A 15,738-nucleotide genomic window follows, 5' to 3' on the forward strand; every position below is an offset into this window, starting at 1 on the left:
CCGTCAGGGGTGCGGCGCCGCAGGGGTGTGCCACCATCGGGCCATGGGACCCCAGGACGCCGCGAGTGACACGCCGACGCCGGTCTTCTTCCTCGCCGGCGGCACCGGCATCTCGGCCGAGACGCTCGGCAACCTGCTGCTGGCCCAGTTCCCCGGGCTCGCCTTCACCCGCCGCAAGATCCCGTTCATCACCACCGCCGACAAGGCGAGCGAGGTCGTCGCGCAGATCGACGCCGCGATGACCGACTCGGTGACCCCCCTGGCGTTCTCCACGGTCTCGGACGACGAGATCCGTCAGGAGCTGCAACGCACGCAGGCGGCGTTCATCGACCTGTTCGGCTCGCACCTCGACACCGTCGAGCGGGTGCTCCACGTCAACGCCACCCACAGCCCCGCCGCCCTCCACGGGGTCGGCGACACCCTGCGCTACGACCGCCGGATGAAGGCGATCGAGTTCGCGATGGAGCACGACGACGGGGCCAGCCTGCGCAACCTCGCGCAGTCCGACCTCATCCTCGTGGCGCCCTCGCGGTGCGGGAAGACGCCGACGTCGATGTACCTCGCGCTCCAGCACGGGCTCAAGGTCGCGAACTACCCCCTCGTGCCCGAGGACTTCGACACCGGCGACCTGCCGCGACCTCTTCGCGACCTCGGTGAAAAGTGCTTCGGTCTGCTCTCCACGCCCGCCCGTCTCAGCCAGGTGAGAGGGGAGCGCAGGCCGGGGTCGACCTATGCCACGCTCGCCCAGTGCAGCTTCGAGCTGCGCCGTGCGGAGGCGATGTACAGGGCGCATCGCATCCCGTCGATCAACTCCGCCAAGATGTCCGTCGAGGAGATGGCTGCCGTGATCATGCAGAGCAGCCGACTGCCCGACCTGGCCTGAGCTCACGAGGGCGACGACGCCCCGACGAAAGGACCGCCATGACCGCCACCCAGCAGGGCGCCGGCAGCACCAACATCGCCTGGTTCGCCGAGCTCGGACTTGACGACGTCGAGCACGTGGGCGGCAAGAACGCCTCCCTCGGCGAGATGGTCCAGCACCTCTCGAAGGCCGGCGTGCGCGTGCCCGACGGGTTCGCCACCACGGCCGATGCCTACCGCCGGTTCCTCGCCCACGAGGGCCTGGCCGACCGGATCAACGCCATCCTGCGCGAGCTCGACGTCGAGGACACCCGGGCGCTCGCCGCCGCCGGTGCGGAGATCCGCGACACCGTCGAGAAGCAGCCGTTCCCGGCCGACCTCGAGGACGAGATCCGCACGGCATACGAGCGTCTCGTCGGTGAGGCGGGAGCGGCGGCCGACGAGGTGAGCTGGGCCGTGCGCTCCAGCGCGACGGCCGAGGACCTGCCGGACGCGAGCTTCGCGGGGCAGCAGGAGACCTTCCTCAACGTCCGCGGCATCGACAACATCCTGCTCGCCATCAAGCGGGTCTTCGCCTCGCTCTACAACGACCGCGCGATCTCCTACCGCGTGCACAGCAACTTCGACCACGAGGCCGTCGCGCTCTCGGCCGGCATCCAGCGGATGGTCCGCTCCGACATCGGCAGCTCGGGCGTGATGTTCACCATCGACACCGAGTCCGGCTTCGCCGACGCCGTGTTCATCACGAGCAGCTACGGCCTCGGCGAGGCGGTCGTCCAGGGCGCGGTCAACCCCGACGAGTTCTATGTCCACAAGCCGTCGCTGCGCGCGGGTCGCCCCGCGATCCTCAAGCGTGGCGTGGGGAGCAAGGCCACCAAGATGGTCTACACCCAGGACTCCGAGGTCGGCCGCTCGATCGACTTCGTCGACGTCGACCCCGCCGAGCAGGTCCGGCTCAGCCTCACCGACGCCGAGGTCACCGAGCTCGCCGAGCACGCGCTGAAGATCGAGGAGCACTACGGCCGCCCCATGGACATCGAGTGGGGCAAGGACGGCGTGGACGGCGGCATCTACATCCTCCAGGCCCGTCCCGAGACGGTGAAGTCGCGCCAGTCGGGCTCGACCCTGCAGCGCTTCCGGATGGACCAGCCCGGCGAGGTCGTCGTCGAGGGTCGCGCCATCGGCCAGAAGATCGGCGCCGGCGCCGTGCGCGTGCTCGCGTCCGCCGAGGCGATGCACGACTTCCAGCCCGGCGAAGTGCTCGTCGCCGACATGACCGACCCCGACTGGGAGCCGGTGATGAAGCGCGCCAGCGCCATCGTCACCAACCGTGGCGGCCGCACGTGCCACGCGGCGATCATCGCCCGCGAGCTCGGCATCCCCGCCGTCGTCGGCACCGGCTCCGCGACGCGCGACCTCGCCGACGGCCGCGAGGTCACCGTGTCCTGCGCCGAGGGCGATACCGGCTTCGTCTACGACGGGCTGCGCGAGTTCTCCGTCTCCGAGACCGAGCTCGACGCCATGCCCGACATCCCGGTGCGCATCATGATGAACGTCGGCACCCCCGAGCAGGCCTTCGAGTTCTCGCGCTTGCCGCACAGGGGGATCGGGCTCGCCCGGCTCGAGTTCATCATCAACCGGCAGATCGGGATCCACCCCCGCGCCCTGCTCGAGCTCGACGACCAGGAGCCGGACCTCAAGGCCGAGATCGAGACTCTCATCGCGGCATACGACTCGCCTCGCGACTTCTTCGTCAAGCGCGTCGCGGAAGGCGTCTCGATGCTCGCCGCGGCCTTCGCACCCGAGCCGGTCATCGTGCGGATGAGCGACTTCAAGTCCAACGAGTACGCCCACATGATCGGCGGCCCGCGCTACGAGCCCACCGAGGAGAACCCGATGATCGGGTACCGCGGCGCTGCTCGCTACCTCTCCGACGACTTCGCCGAGTGCTTCGCCATGGAGGCCGAGGCGCTCAAGCTCGTCCGCGACGAGATGGGTCTGACCAACGTCAAGATCATGATCCCGTTCGTCCGTACCCTCGCCGAGGCCGAGGGCGTCATCGACCTGCTCGCCTCGCACGGCCTCAAGCGTGGTGACAACGACCTCCAGGTCGTCATGATGTGCGAGGTCCCGTCCAACGCGGTCAACGCCGACGCCTTCCTCGATCACTTCGACGGGTTCTCGATCGGGTCGAACGACCTCACCCAGCTCACCCTCGGTCTCGACCGCGACTCGGCGCTCGTGGCGGGCTCGTTCGACGAGCGCGACCCGGCGGTCAAGAAGATGCTGAGCATGGCGATCGAGGCGTGCAAGGCGCGCGGCAAGTACATCGGGATCTGCGGGCAGGGCCCCTCGGACCACCCGGACCTCGCCGACTGGCTGCTCGACCAGGGCATCGAGTCGATGTCCCTCAACCCCGACACCGTCGTCGACACCTGGCTGCGGCTCGCCAAGCGCGCCGACGCCTGAGCCGCTCTCCCGCCGCCTCACCTCCCCAGCGTCTGCGGATCCGGTCGTTCTAGCAGCCATTTGCGCAGACGCTGCGGCGGCGAGGGTGAGGGTTACGCTGCGAGCGTGACCACGACACTCGTCCTCTCCGTCATCGGCAACGACCGCGCGGGCCTCGTCAAGTCGCTCGCCGACGTCATCGAGGCCAGTGGCGGCAACTGGGAGCGCAGCCACCTCAGCGAGCTGGCGGGCAAGTTCGCCGGCATCGTCGTCGTCACCGTGCCCGAGGACCGGGTCGACGAGCTGCGCGGTGCGCTCGCCCCGCTGCAGGGTCTCCTCGACGTCTCGGTGCACTACGGGTCGAGCGGTGACTCGCCCGGCGCCGCAGCCGAAACCGCGCGTCGCGAGGTCCGGGTCGAGCTGCTCGGCAACGACCGGCCCGGCATCGTCGGCGCCGTGTCGGGGGTGCTCGCCAAGCACGGCCTGAGCGTCGCCGAGCTCGAGAGCGGCACGCGCGACGCCCCGATGGCGGGCGGCCGGCTGTTCGAGGCGACGGCCGTGGCCACGGTGCCGGCCGACACCGACCTCGAGGCGCTGCAGGCCGACCTCGAGGAGCTCGCCACCGAGATCATGGTCGACGTCTCGCTCCGGGCGACCGACGCCGACCCGACTCCCTGACCGGGGCGCCTCAGCCGGCCGCGGCACCCGGCCTTCTGATGCGGGTCGGGCGAGCGCACTGGCCGTCACCGCAGTCGCGCCGACGTCGGCGCCCCGCCCACGTCGGCGCCCCGCCCACGTCGGCGCCCCGCCCACGTCGGCGCCCGAGCCGCTCGGACGCGTGCGCTGTGTCAGCGTGAGTTGAAGACGTAGCAGAGCCAGATGTTCGGGGCCCAGCGGTCGCCGATCCGGCCGTCGACCTTGAGGCAGTAGTAGTCGCGGTCGGGGTTGGCCGGGTTCGCGCCGCCGACGTGGATGTCGTACGAGCCGTTCCAGTCGCCGGAGGTGCGGATGGCGCCGGCGTACTGCGAGTGGTCACCGCGGTCGTACTTGCTCCCGATCGACACCATCGTCCACATGGTCTTCCCGACGGTGCTGCCGACGTGGACGTTCTTCACGCAGACCTCGGACTCGCGGTAGCGGCCGTACTCCCAGATCTGGACCCGGCTGAGGACGGTCCCGCCGGCGCTCGTGATCGGCACCGACCGGCTGAGCGTGCCGCGGCAACCGGCATAGGTCGTCGTGTTGCTCTCGGCGCTCGCCGACGGTGCCGAGGCGAGGATGGCGCCGATCGCGGCCGTGGCGGCCAGGACGGTGGTGACGAAGCGCTTCATGGGGGGTTTCCTCTCGTCGGGTGTGCCGCAGCCTCGCGAGACGCACTGCGGATCGACTGCGATTTCGCTGCGGGCGGAGGGCTCGGCGAGGATGCCGTATGCCGTCCGCCCCCGTCCCGCTCCCACCGCACGAGGCCGCGCTGGTCAGGTCACGCCTCGAGACCCTCGGGCTGCCCGGGATGGTCGACATCCACACCCACTTCATGCCGGCCCGGGTGCTCGACAAGGTCTGGGCGTACTTCGACCGGGCGGAGGAGGCGTTCGGGCGGCCGTGGCCCATCGCCTACCGCACCGGCGACGACGAGCGGGTCGAGACGCTGCGGGCGTTCGGTGTCGAGGCGTTCACGGCGTTGAGCTATCCGCACCGTCCTGGCATGGCGCAGTGGCTCAACGCGTGGGCCGCGGACTTCGCCGACACCCACCCGGACTGTCTGCGCTCGGCGACCTTCTTCCCCGAGCCGGGCGCGAGCGCCTATGTGCGAGAGGCGATCTCGTCCGGTGCGAGGGTGTTCAAGGTGCACGTGCAGGTGGGCGCGTTCGACCCCAACGACCCCCTGCTCGACGACGTCTGGGCAGCACTCGAGGAGAGCGGGACGCCGGTCGTCATCCATGCCGGCAACGGCCCGGCGCCGGGCGAGCACACGGGCGTCGCCGGGGTCCGGGCCCTGCTGCGGCGCTTCCCCGGGCTCGTGCTCGTCGTCGCCCACGCGGGGATGCCGGAGTACCGCGAGTTCCTCGAGCTCTGCGTCGCACACCCGCGGGTCCACATCGACACGACGATGGTGTTCACGCGGTTCACCGAGGAGCTGGCGCCCTTCCCGTCGGAGCTGCGCGACCTGCTCGGCGAGATGGGGGAGCGGGTGCTCTTCGGGAGCGACTTCCCCAACATCCCCTACCCCTACCTCGAGGCGGTCGACTCGGTGATCGACCTGGCCATGGGGGAGCAGTGGACGCGTGACGTGCTGCGTGAGAACGCGCGGCGGTTGTTCAGGCTCGACGACGCGGGCGCGACCCGGCGCCCGCCGCAGAGCTGACCACACCGACCGTCCGGGCCTTCCGCCCATTGGGGTGAGCCGGTGGCGCCGGTTCGTCCATAGCGTCATAGACATGACCGTCTTCAGCACTGCCGTCCGGGCGACCCACCTCGTCACCAACGCTGCGTGGTTCGGTGGCTCCCTCATGGGCGCGGTGGGGCTCAACCCCGCGGCCCGGGAGGGCGACGACGACACGGAGAGGGCGCAGATCTCCGACCGTGGCTGGACGGCCTGGGGGCCCGTGCAGGGTGGCGCCATCGGGCTGCACGTCCTCAGCGGGCTCGCCATCGTCGCCGACAACCGCCGCCGCACCCTGGCCCACCCACCGACCACGGCCGCCGTGGTCCTCAAGACCGCGCTCACCGGGGCCGCGCTCGCGGCCAGCGCAGCGGCCTACCTCAACGGCGCCCGACTGGGACGGGCCCAGGAGGCTGCCGCGAAGGATCCGGCTGCCTCGGCCCGCAAGGACGAGCTGGTCCAGCGCATGCGGTGGCTGCAGTGGGCGACGCCCGTCACGACGGCGGGGCTGCTCGTGCTCGACGCCTACCTCGGTGAGCAGCAGCGCGGCCCGGCCGGGCTGCTCGACCGCCCGATGTCCCTGCTGCGGCGCCGATGAGACGCCGCTTCAACTTCGCGTTCGCGCCGGCATACCGGCTCCCCGGCATGCTCTTCGGGATCCGGCCCGAGACCGCCTGGGTCGACGTCGGCGACGACGAGCTCCGGGTCCGCTTCGGTCCGTGGCGCCTCACCACCGCGCTCGAGAACATCACGGGGTGCCAGGAGAGTGGCGACTTCGCCTGGATCAAGACCGCCGGTCCACCCCACCTGTCCCTGAGCGACCGCGGGGTGACGTTCGCGACCAACGGTGACCGGGCCCTGTGCGTGACGTTCCGCGACCCGGTCCCCGGCATCGACCCCACGCGCACCATCAAGCACCCCGGGGCCACCCTCACCGTCGTCCGCCCCGACCTGCTGCGTGACCTCCTGACCGACCTCACCCGTGGCTCCGCCGGGGACACCACGACACCGACGAGTGGCTGACGGAGGCGTCGTGGCGGAGTTCTCCAACGACCCGGTGCAGGCCGAACCCATGGCGCCACGGGAACCCTCGGGGTTCCTCGGGTGGTCCGACCCGGCGCTGGTCGATGCTGCGCGCTGGGTCGGCGAGGACCTCGACGCCGCCCTGGAGATCGCGCGGTCGCTGAGCCCGGTCGCGGGTGCCCTCGGCGGGTCGACGTGGACCTGGCTGCGGACCCTGGCCTCGCTGGGCGCGGGCGACCTCACGGTCGCCCGCGTCGTCGAGCCCCACCTCGACGCCCTGGCCATCCTCGACCAGGCCGTGCAGCACGAGCGCGCCACCGACGACAGCTGGCCGAGCCCGGTCCCCCCGCGCAACAGCACATGGGGCGTCTATGCCGCCCATGCCCCGGGGAAGCACCTGCAGGCCGTCTCGTCGGGGGGTGAGTGGACCCTGACCGGGAGCAAGCCGTGGTGCTCCCTCGCCGACCGGCTCACCCACGCCGTCATCACCGCCCACGTGGACGAGCACCGGCGGCAGGCGTTCGCGGTCGACCTCGCCCACAACGGGGTGCGGGTCAGCTCGGACCCGTGGGTGGCGAGGGGGCTCGCCCGGGTCCGCAGCACGTCGATCACCCTGACCAGGGTCCCGGCGATGCCGGTGGGGCCCCCGCAGTGGTACCTCGAGCGTCCCGGGTTCGCCTGGGGAGGCATCGGTGTCGCCGGCGTCTGGTTCGGGGCCTCCTGCGCCCTCGCGCAGTCGGTCCTCGACAACGCCCACAGGCGCGACCCGGACCAGCTGGCGCTGACCCATCTCGGCCGGCTCGACACGGCCCTGCACACCACCCTGCTCTCGCTGCGGGACGCCGCCGAACGGATCGACGCCGGGGAGGCCCGCGGACCGGGGGGCGAGCTGCTGGCCGCCAGGGTGCGGGCGACGTCCGCAGCGACGGCCGAGCTCGTCCTCACCGAGACCGGTCGTGCACTCGGACCCGGACCCCTCACCTCCGACGAGGAGCACGCCCGTCGGGTCGCGGACCTCACGGTCTACGTCCGGCAGCACCACGGAGAGCGCGACCTTGCCCGGATCGGCGCCCAGCGCGTCAGGGAGCCACGGTGAACGCCGGCTCGCCGGCACCCCGGCTCGACCACCCGGAGGGGGAGCGACGGTGGGTGAGGGACCCCCGGTGGTCTTCGGTGACGCGGACCGACATCGAGACCGTGCACACGGCATACGACCGCCTGCTCGTCGTCGCCGCCCACCCCGACGACGAGTGCCTCGGCGTCGGCGGGCTCATCGCCGACGCCTGCGACTCGGGCATCGAGGTCGTCGTGCTCGTCCTCACCGACGGCGAGAACTCACATCCGGCGTCGCCGACGGTGGCGCCGGCACGGATGCGGGCACGCCGGGCCATCGAGGCCGACCGGGCCGTCGCGGTCCTCGCCCCCGGGGCGCGGGTGGTCCACGCAGGGCTGCCCGACGGCGACCTCGCCGCCCGCCACGACCAGGTGGTTGAGCAGGTGCGCGCCCTCGTCGGGCCGCGAACCCTCGTCCTCGCACCGTGGAGCGCCGACGGCCACCCCGACCACGATGCCGCCGGCCGCGCGGCCGCCGAGGCCGTGGGGACGGACGCCGCGACCGGCCTGGCGCACTACCTCGTCTGGCTGTGGCACTGGAGCGAGCCCGACGACCTGCCGTGGGACCGGGCCGTTGTCCTCGACGCCTCGCTGACCGCCACGACCCGCGCCGCCCGGGCCCTCGGCGAGCACCACACCCAGGTCGCGGCGCTCTCGCCCGCCCCCGGGGACGAGCTCATGCTCACCGACGGGGTGCTCGCGCCCGCACGACGTGGGTTCACCACCCTGCTCCTCGCCGACGGGATGACGCTTCCACCCGCGAGTGGTGACGACGACCACCGGGTGGCCTCCTTCGACGCGATGTTCGCCGACGGTGACGACCCGTGGTCGAGTGCGAGCTGGTACGAGCGCCGCAAGCGCGCCCTCACGCTGGCCGTGCTCCGCCGCGAGCGCTACACCCGGGTCCTCGACCTCGGCTGCTCGACGGGCGTCCTGACGCGGTCGCTGGCCGAACGCGCCGACCACGTCGTCGGGGTCGACGTGAGCGCGCAGGCGCTGGACGTCGCCCGACGTGCCGGTCCGACGACGGTCGAGTGGGTCCGTGGTCAGGCGCCGGGTGTCGTCGACGCGCTCGAGGGGCCCTTCGATCTCGTCGTCCTGTCGGAGGTGGGCTACTTCCTCACCCCGTTCGAGCTGTGGCTCACCGTGGCCGCGGTGCTCGACCGGCTCGCCCCGGAGGGCGAGCTGGTGCTCGTCGACTGGCGCCACCCCACCGAGCACATCCCGCTCGACGGGCCGGCCGTCCATGCCCTGGTCCGCTCCATCTGCCACGAGCAGGCCACGGTGACCCACGTCGAGCCCGACGTGCTCCTCGACTGCTACGAGGTGGCGACGTGATCCGCGCGGTCCACGTCGTCATCCCCGCGCGCGACGAGGAGGCGCTGCTGCCGAGGTGCCTGCTCAGCGTGGACCGGGCGCGACGGGTGCTGCGGGCCTGTCGCCCCGACCTGCTCATCGACGTCACCGTCGTCCTCGACGGCTGCGCCGACGGCTCGGCCGACGTCGTCGAGGCCGCCAGGATCGGCAGCCTCGTCGTCGACCACGGTCTGGTCGGAGCCGCCCGGCACGCCGGGGTGAGCCGGGCCGTCGACGCCGCCGCCGAGTCGGGTGTGGCCGCCGAGGACCTCTGGGTCGCGTGCACCGACGCCGACTCCGTCGTCCCGCCCCACTGGTTGGTGGCGCAGGTCGGTCTGGCGACGACGCGCGACCTCGTCATCGGCACGGTCGAGCCGATCGGGCTCGCCGACACCGCCCTCCTCGAGGCCTGGCGTGAGCGCCACGAGCTGGTCGAGGGACATGCGCACGTGCACGGAGCCAACCTCGGCTTCCGCGCCAGCACCTACCTCGCCGTGGGAGGCTTCGGGCCCACGGCCGTGCACGAGGACGTGGACCTCGTCCGCCGGATCCGCGCCCACACCACGCGCTGGGTCGCGACGGACTCCGCCCGGGTGGGCAGCTCCGCCCGCGGCCAGGGCCGCACCCCCGGGGGCTTCGCGGGCTTCCTCGCCCGACTCGCCGACGAGGTGGGCTGATGCGCATCGCCATGCTCGCGACCTCACGCAACCCGATCGTCGAGCCGTATGCCGGGGGCCAGGAGTCGCACACCGCCATGCTGGCGCGTGGGCTGCGGCGCCTCGGCCATCACGTGCGGCTCTATGCGCGTGCCGGCACCGACACGGAGCTGTGCGACGAGCTCGTGCCCTACGTCGACCTGCCCGCACTCAGCGAGGTCGCCGCGATGGACCACCAGCTGCCCGAGCCGGACTTCCTCACCGACCACGCGGCGTTCACGGGCGCCGTCGCCGACCTGCTGACCCGCCGGGACGTCGACGTCGTCCACAACCAGAGCCTGCACTTCCTCCCACTCGCGTTCAGCTCGGCACTGGCGCTTCCGGTCGTGACGACGCTGCACACGCCGCCCTTCCCGTGGATGGAGCTGGGGGTGGCCCTGGCCGGTCCCGGGTCGAGCTATGTCTGCGTCTCCCGGGCGAACGCGGGTCTGTGGACCTCGCTCCCGGACGCGCCCAGGATCATCCACAACGGTGTCGACGACGACGGCCGTGGGCCCGGCCCGGGTGGTCGCCCCCTCGTGTGGACGGGCCGGCTCACGCCGGAGAAGGGTGCCGACCTCGCGATCCGCGCCGCCCGACGCGCCGGTCTCCCGATGCGCCTCGCCGGGCCGGTGAGCGACCCCGCGTGGTTCGACGACGTCGTCGCACCCGAGCTCGGACACGGCGTCGAGCACGTCGGGCATCTCTCCCACGCCGAGCTCGCCGACCTCGTGCGCGAGAGCGCCGTCACGCTGGTCACTCCCAAGTGGGACGAGCCGTTCGGCCTCGTCGCGGCGGAGTCGGCCATGTGGGGCACCCCCGTGGTCGCGCTCGACCGCGGTGGCCTCCGCGAGTTCGTCACGCCCGACATCGGCGTGCTCGTGGGCCCGGAGGGTGACGACGACTCAGTCGTCGGAGCGCTCGCGGACGCCGTGCCCGTGGCGACCGCGCTGGCGCGAGCGCAGGTGCATGCAGCGGCTCGTGCCGCACTGGGCTCGGACCGCATGGTCGAGGACTACCTCGAGCTCTACCGCGACCTCGTCATCCGACAGGGGACCCTGACATGAAGGTCGGTTGGTACGTCCATCACCACGGCGCAGGTCACCGCACCCGTGCGACGGTGGTGGGGCGCGAGCTCATGGGCCGAGGCGCCGACGTCACGCTGCTCGGGTCGGCTCTCGAGGGGGATGCGGCCCGGCCGGGACCCGTGACGTCGGTCCGGCTCGCGATGGACGCCCCGCTGCCGGAGCCGGTCTCCGCAAGCTCGGCGGACGTCACGGTACACGGGTCGATGCACTGGGCTCCCCTGTGGCACAGCGGATTCCGCGAGCGGATGACGACTATTGCCCGATGGGTGCAGGTGGAGGAGCCGGACGTGGTCGTGGTCGACGTCTCCTGCGAGGTGGCCGTCATGGTGCGGCTGCTCGGTATCCCCGTGGTCGTCGTCGCCCAACCCGGAGAGCGCACCGACTCGGCCCACGCCGCGGCCTACGACGCCGCCACCGCGGTCCTGGCACCCTGGCCCGCGTGGGCCACAGACGACATCTGGCACACGTCCCGGGACTCGACCTGGACGAGCGGACCCGACCAGCGCGTGGTCGCCGTCGGTGGGATCGCGCGGCAGCCCACCACGGGGTGGACCGCGGCGACTCCCACGGCGAACCGCCGTGGGCGAGGACTCGTCCTGGCCGGCTCCGACGGCTTCGACGACCCCGGCCTGGCCGACCTCATCACCGCCGCCGTGCCCGACATCGACTGGACCGTCGTCGGCGGGCGGGCCTGGGTCCCGGACGTCCAGGACCATCTCGCGAGCTCGGACGTCGTCGTGACGCACGCCGGTCAGAACGCCATCGCCGACGTGGCCGGCTGGGGCCTCCCGGCCGTCGTCCTCCCGCAGAGCCGACCCTTCGAGGAGCAGCACCACATGGGCGCCGTCCTGGCACGCTCGGGGATCGCCCAGGTCGTCCAGCGCGACCGGGTCGAGGGGGCGCCCTGGGGCGAGCTCGTGCAGCGGGCGCGCAACCACGGCGGCCAGGGCTGGTCGACGTGGGGGTGCGACGGCGCGGCCTCACGGGCGGCCTCCCTCGTCGAGGTGGTGGCGGGTGGCTGAGCCGGCGACCGTGGTGACGATCGTCAAGGGACGCCACGAGCACCTGCGGGAGCAGCGTCGGGTGCTGCGCGCTGTCGCTCCGCGGACACCGCACGTCGTCGTCGCGATGGGTGATCCGGCCATCGACGACGTGGTGGGCGCGGACGACCTGACCACCGTGGTGCACGTCGACGACGACCCGGGCGGGCTGCCGCTGGCGAGGGCACGCAACACCGGGGTGTCCACGGCGCTCGCGGCCGGCGCCGAGCTGGTTGTCCTCCTCGACGTCGACTGCGTCCCCGGTCCCGACCTCGAGCCGGCCTACCGGCGGGCTGCCCGGCTCGCGCCCGGCGCCCTGCTCGCCGGACCGGTGACGTACCTGCCCGAGGGTGTGGAGGTCCCGCAGGACCCCCGGGACCTCACCGCCCTGCGCGCCCCACACCCGGCTCGACCCGACCCACGCCCCGGGGAGCTCGAGCGTGCGGGCAACCACGACCTCTTCTGGTCGCTCAGCTGTGCCGTGTCGGCGAGCACGTGGGTCACCCTCGGCGGGTTCCACGAGGGCTACGTCGGCTACGGCGCGGAGGACACCGACCTGGGCCGGGTGGCCAGGGCAGGCGGGGTCGAGCTGGTCTGGGTCGGCGGGGCGGACGCCTTCCACCAGTTCCACCCCGTCTCGCACCCGCCGGTGGAGCACCTCGAGGACATCGTGCGAAACGCCACGACGTTCCATGCGCGCTGGGGTGACTGGCCGATGGAGGGCTGGCTCGTCGAGTTCGAGCGCCGCGGGCTGCTGCTGCGGAGCGCGGGGCGCATCACGGCCACGGCTGACGGGCAGGTGTCGGCCGGGGACGGAGGTAGCGTTCACCCATGACCCCTGTGCCCGACCGTCCCGTGAACGTGGCGGTGATCAACGACCACGAGCTCATCGTGCGGGGCGTCGCCTCGATGCTGCTGCCGTACCCCGACCTGGTCCGCGTGGTCGAGCTGGACTCCGACCTCATGCCGGTCACCCCGGTCGACGTCGCGCTCTACGACACCTTCACCCACACGAGCCTCGACGAGCCCGACCTCGACGACCTCGCCGCGAGCCCTCGGGTCGGTCGACTCGTCCTGTTCACCTGGGTCCTCACCGAGGAGCTCATCGCGACGGCGCGCGCTCGTGGTGTGCACGCCGCGCTGCCCAAGTCCCTCGACGGGGCGGGTCTGGCCGCCGCCCTGGTCAAGGTGCACCAGGGCGAGCTCGACCTCGTCACGGTCAACGAGGAGCCGGTGATCCCCAGTGAGTCCTGGCCGGGGCGCGACCACGGCCTCACCCCGCGAGAGTCCGAGATCGTCTCCCTCGTCACCTCGGGTCTGAGCAACAACGAGATCGCCGAGCGGACCTATCTCAGCATCAACTCGGTGAAGTCCTACATCCGCTCGGCCTACCGCACGATGGGAGTCACGAGCCGCAGCCAGGCCGTCCTCTGGGGAATCGACCACGGTATGGCGCCGACGCGGATGAGGGTCCTGCTGCCGGCGGCCGGCAGCGAGACGCTGTCGGTCGGATCGTCCCCCGGCGGCGAGCGCGACGCCTAGAGGTCACGCGACCCCGTCTCGTTGAGCCGACGTGCGGCCCGGTCGCCCAGCACGCTGACGCCGTCGACCACACGCGAGCCGAGGGTCCGTCGCGCCTGCTCGCCGTCGACGTGCCCCGATGCATCGCTCATCGATGGTGCACGGTCATCACCGCGTGGCAACGCCCGGGCCACGAACCCGAGCACGCGGGAGGTGATGCCCGGCGCGAGCCCGTGCACCCGCCGTCCGACCCACGTGAGCGGGGTGAGCTCGACCTGCGACCGGCCCGCGAGCACGCCCTCGACGATCCGGCGGGCGGCCCGCTCGGCGGACACCGAGAGCAGGGGCATCGAGGCGCCCGGCGCGAACCAGGCGTAGTCCCTCGGAGCGTCCCCGACGAACTGAGCGTGGACGTGACCTCCCGTGCGCATGAGGCCCGGGACGATGGTCGTCGCGGTGACCCCCGTGCCACTCAGCTCTGCCTGCAGCCCCTCGCTCAGGCCGACGGCGCCGAACTTCGCCACCGAGTACGGCAGGAGGTGCGGCACCGCCACGACTCCACCCACGGAGCTGACGACCCCGATGCGCCCGTGGCCGGCCTCGAGCATCGCCGGCAGCACCGCGAGGCACAGGTGGACCGGCCCGAGGAGCATCGTGTCGATGGCGGCGCGGAAGTGGCCCAGGGTGGTCGACTCGACCGGGCCGACCTGGATGATCCCGGCGACGTGGATCGCCACGTCCACAGAACCTTCGCGGGTGCGCACGCCCTCGACCCACGCAGCGACGGCGTCCGCGTCGGTGACGTCGCAGACCTCCCCGATGAACGACCCGACCGGTCGGTGGCCCGTGGCCTTCGGCACGAGCTCACCGAGCCGCTCGGGGGCGAGCAGGTCCTCCGCGCGGTCGAGCTCGCCCCGGTCGCGGGCGCACCCGTGCACGCGGTAGCCGCGCGACACCAGCTCGGCGCTGATGAGCAGACCCAGCCCGCGCGACGCCCCGGCGACGAGGGCGACTCCGCTCACGGGCTGAGCACCACCTTGATGCAGCCGTCCTCCTTGGCCCGGAACATCGCGTAGGCATCGGGGGCCGAGGCGAGGGGGAGCCGGTGCGTCGCCAGGGACTCGAGGCCCAACGGGTCGCCGTCCTCCATGACGACGGGCACGATGTCGTCGACCCACCGCTTGACGTTGCACTGCCCGAACCGCAGGGTGAGCTGCTTGTCGAAGATCTCCATCATCGGCATCGGGTCGGCCATCCCGCCGTAGACACCGCTCACCGACACCGTGCCGCCGCGACGCACCGCGCCGATCGACGACCTCAGGGCGGCCAACCGGTCGATGCCCGCGCGTTCCATCACGGGCTTGGCGAGGGCGTCGGGGACGAAGCCGACACCCTTGATGGCGGCCTCGGCGAAGGGGCTGCCGTGAGCCTCCATCCCGACCGCGTCGAGGGTGCCGTCGACGCCGCGGCCGGCGGTGAGCTGGAGGATCTCGTCGGCCGGGTCGCCGTCGGAGCTCACGACGGTGGCGCCGTAGGCCTCGGCCTTGGCCATCCGCTCGGGCACGTTGTCGACGCCGATGACCCGCAAACCGCGGTGGACGCCGATCGCCACGGCGAGCAGCCCGACCGGCCCCAGCCCGAAGACCGCGAGGCTCCCGCCCTCCGGCACGCCGGCATACTCCACGCCCTGCCACGCCGTCGGGAGGATGTCCGAGAGGTAGAGGAACCGCTCGTCAGGAACGCCGTCGGGCACCGGGATCGGCCCGAACTGGGCCTGCGGCACGCGGAGGTACTCCGCCTGACCGCCCGGCACCGACCCGTAGAGCTCGGTGTAGCCGAACAGCGCCGCACCCTTGCCCTGCGAGCGCACCTGCGTGGTCTCGCACTGCGACATGAGGCCGTGCTCGCACATCCAGCAGTGCCCGCACGCGATGTTGAACGGGATGACGACGCGGTCACCGGGCGCGATGTTCGTCACCTCGGCGCCGACCTCCTCGACGACGCCCATCGTCTCGTGGCCGAGGACGTCGCCGGCGGACAGGAACGGGCCGAGGGGGTCGTAGAGGTGGAGGTCGGATCCGCAGATCGCCGTCGAGGTGACCTTGATGACGGCGTCGGTCGGCTCCTGGATCCGCGGGTCAGGCACCTCCTCGACGCGGACGTCCTTCTTGCCCTGCCAGGTGAGTGCCTTCATGTGGTGCTCCTTCGGT

Annotated in this window: 16 protein-coding genes; 13 read left to right on the forward strand and 3 right to left on the reverse strand. The window is 72.3% G+C overall.

Translation table 11 applies throughout. From position 1 onward, the window contains the following. The first annotated feature begins 43 nt into the window (after nt 1-43). The 3 genes from ACSQ11_RS06485 (at nt 44) to ACSQ11_RS06495 (ending at nt 3,987) form a co-directional block, all read left to right on the forward strand. Nucleotides 44-883, forward strand: a complete 840-nt coding sequence (locus ACSQ11_RS06485; RefSeq protein WP_436004153.1) for a pyruvate, water dikinase regulatory protein — start codon at nt 44-46, stop codon at nt 881-883. A gap of 38 nt (nt 884-921) precedes the next feature. Then, nucleotides 922-3,330 carry a phosphoenolpyruvate synthase gene (gene ppsA / locus ACSQ11_RS06490; RefSeq protein WP_436004155.1) on the forward strand — a complete coding sequence of 803 codons (2,409 nt, stop codon included), beginning with the start codon at nt 922-924 and terminating at the stop codon, nt 3,328-3,330. A gap of 105 nt (nt 3,331-3,435) precedes the next feature. Beyond that, the gene (locus tag ACSQ11_RS06495) at nt 3,436-3,987 is read left to right on the forward strand and encodes a glycine cleavage system protein R (protein ID WP_436004157.1); all 552 of its coding nucleotides are present in this window, start codon (nt 3,436-3,438) and stop codon (nt 3,985-3,987) included. A 170-nt stretch (nt 3,988-4,157) separates the two neighbouring features. On the opposite strand, the gene ACSQ11_RS06500 is transcribed toward ACSQ11_RS06495, so the two are convergent. Further along, a complete protein-coding gene (locus tag ACSQ11_RS06500) occupies nt 4,158-4,640 on the reverse strand; it encodes a hypothetical protein (RefSeq protein WP_436004159.1) in 483 nt (160 codons plus the stop codon). Nucleotides 4,641-4,738: 98 nt separating this feature from the next. Between ACSQ11_RS06500 and ACSQ11_RS06505 the strand changes: the two genes are divergently transcribed. The 10 genes from ACSQ11_RS06505 to ACSQ11_RS06550 all read left to right on the forward strand — a co-directional run bounded on the left by ACSQ11_RS06505 (nt 4,739) and on the right by ACSQ11_RS06550 (nt 13,549). Beyond that, on the forward strand, nt 4,739-5,674 hold the full coding sequence (locus tag ACSQ11_RS06505) for an amidohydrolase family protein (RefSeq protein ID WP_436004161.1): 936 nt from the start codon (nt 4,739-4,741) through the stop codon (nt 5,672-5,674). Between the two features lie 73 nt (nt 5,675-5,747). After that, nucleotides 5,748-6,290 carry a hypothetical protein gene (locus ACSQ11_RS06510; protein ID WP_436004163.1) on the forward strand — a complete coding sequence of 181 codons (543 nt, stop codon included), beginning with the start codon at nt 5,748-5,750 and terminating at the stop codon, nt 6,288-6,290. Then, nucleotides 6,287-6,715, forward strand: coding sequence for a hypothetical protein (locus tag ACSQ11_RS06515; RefSeq protein ID WP_436004165.1), 429 nt, complete (start codon nt 6,287-6,289; stop codon nt 6,713-6,715). The genes ACSQ11_RS06510 and ACSQ11_RS06515 overlap by 4 nt, the downstream gene beginning before the upstream one ends. Further along, nucleotides 6,708-7,811 carry an acyl-CoA dehydrogenase gene (locus ACSQ11_RS06520; protein WP_436004167.1) on the forward strand — a complete coding sequence of 368 codons (1,104 nt, stop codon included), beginning with the start codon at nt 6,708-6,710 and terminating at the stop codon, nt 7,809-7,811. Before ACSQ11_RS06515 ends, ACSQ11_RS06520 begins: the two co-directional genes overlap by 8 nt. A gap of 77 nt (nt 7,812-7,888) precedes the next feature. Continuing rightward, complete coding sequence (locus ACSQ11_RS06525) at nt 7,889-9,166, forward strand: PIG-L family deacetylase (RefSeq protein ID WP_436004169.1); 1,278 nt, start codon at nt 7,889-7,891, stop codon at nt 9,164-9,166. Continuing rightward, nucleotides 9,163-9,861: a glycosyltransferase gene (locus ACSQ11_RS06530; RefSeq protein ID WP_436004171.1), complete on the forward strand. Its 699-nt coding sequence runs from the start codon at nt 9,163-9,165 to the stop codon at nt 9,859-9,861. Before ACSQ11_RS06525 ends, ACSQ11_RS06530 begins: the two co-directional genes overlap by 4 nt. Then, nucleotides 9,861-10,946 carry a glycosyltransferase gene (locus ACSQ11_RS06535; RefSeq protein ID WP_436004173.1) on the forward strand — a complete coding sequence of 362 codons (1,086 nt, stop codon included), beginning with the start codon at nt 9,861-9,863 and terminating at the stop codon, nt 10,944-10,946. Before ACSQ11_RS06530 ends, ACSQ11_RS06535 begins: the two co-directional genes overlap by 1 nt. Continuing rightward, a complete protein-coding gene (locus ACSQ11_RS06540; protein WP_436004175.1) occupies nt 10,943-11,989 on the forward strand; it encodes a glycosyltransferase in 1,047 nt (348 codons plus the stop codon). Before ACSQ11_RS06535 ends, ACSQ11_RS06540 begins: the two co-directional genes overlap by 4 nt. Further along, a complete protein-coding gene (locus tag ACSQ11_RS06545; RefSeq protein ID WP_436004177.1) occupies nt 11,982-12,842 on the forward strand; it encodes a glycosyltransferase family 2 protein in 861 nt (286 codons plus the stop codon). Before ACSQ11_RS06540 ends, ACSQ11_RS06545 begins: the two co-directional genes overlap by 8 nt. Further along, entirely contained in the window at nt 12,839-13,549 is a 711-nt protein-coding gene (locus ACSQ11_RS06550) for a LuxR C-terminal-related transcriptional regulator (protein ID WP_436004179.1), read from the forward strand. The genes ACSQ11_RS06545 and ACSQ11_RS06550 overlap by 4 nt, the downstream gene beginning before the upstream one ends. Here the strand turns inward: ACSQ11_RS06550 and ACSQ11_RS06555 are convergent. Beyond that, nucleotides 13,546-14,550, reverse strand: coding sequence for an SDR family NAD(P)-dependent oxidoreductase (locus ACSQ11_RS06555; RefSeq protein ID WP_436004181.1), 1,005 nt, complete (start codon nt 14,548-14,550; stop codon nt 13,546-13,548). The genes ACSQ11_RS06550 and ACSQ11_RS06555 overlap by 4 nt on opposite strands. Then, the gene (locus ACSQ11_RS06560; protein ID WP_436004183.1) at nt 14,547-15,722 is read right to left on the reverse strand and encodes a zinc-dependent alcohol dehydrogenase; all 1,176 of its coding nucleotides are present in this window, start codon (nt 15,720-15,722) and stop codon (nt 14,547-14,549) included. The genes ACSQ11_RS06555 and ACSQ11_RS06560 overlap by 4 nt, the downstream gene beginning before the upstream one ends. Between the last annotated feature and the right edge of the window lie 16 nt (nt 15,723-15,738).

This window comes from Knoellia sp. LjRoot47, from assembly GCF_964253435.1.
Classification (GTDB): domain Bacteria; phylum Actinomycetota; class Actinomycetes; order Actinomycetales; family Dermatophilaceae; genus Knoellia.

What these genes read in the sequence shown, in the direction of transcription:
- ppsA (WP_436004155.1), top strand. Translation starts at nt 922, where the DNA reads ATGACCGCCACCCAGCAGGGCGCCGGCAGCACCAACATCGCCTGGTTC.
- ACSQ11_RS06500 (WP_436004159.1), bottom strand. Translation starts at nt 4,640, where the DNA reads ATGAAGCGCTTCGTCACCACCGTCCTGGCCGCCACGGCCGCGATCGGC.
- ACSQ11_RS06560 (WP_436004183.1), bottom strand. Translation starts at nt 15,722, where the DNA reads ATGAAGGCACTCACCTGGCAGGGCAAGAAGGACGTCCGCGTCGAGGAG.
- ACSQ11_RS06535 (WP_436004173.1), top strand. Translation starts at nt 9,861, where the DNA reads ATGCGCATCGCCATGCTCGCGACCTCACGCAACCCGATCGTCGAGCCG.
- ACSQ11_RS06540 (WP_436004175.1), top strand. Translation starts at nt 10,943, where the DNA reads ATGAAGGTCGGTTGGTACGTCCATCACCACGGCGCAGGTCACCGCACC.
- ACSQ11_RS06485 (WP_436004153.1), top strand. Translation starts at nt 44, where the DNA reads ATGGGACCCCAGGACGCCGCGAGTGACACGCCGACGCCGGTCTTCTTC.
- ACSQ11_RS06515 (WP_436004165.1), top strand. Translation starts at nt 6,287, where the DNA reads ATGAGACGCCGCTTCAACTTCGCGTTCGCGCCGGCATACCGGCTCCCC.
- ACSQ11_RS06505 (WP_436004161.1), top strand. Translation starts at nt 4,739, where the DNA reads ATGCCGTCCGCCCCCGTCCCGCTCCCACCGCACGAGGCCGCGCTGGTC.
- ACSQ11_RS06550 (WP_436004179.1), top strand. Translation starts at nt 12,839, where the DNA reads ATGACCCCTGTGCCCGACCGTCCCGTGAACGTGGCGGTGATCAACGAC.
- ACSQ11_RS06510 (WP_436004163.1), top strand. Translation starts at nt 5,748, where the DNA reads ATGACCGTCTTCAGCACTGCCGTCCGGGCGACCCACCTCGTCACCAAC.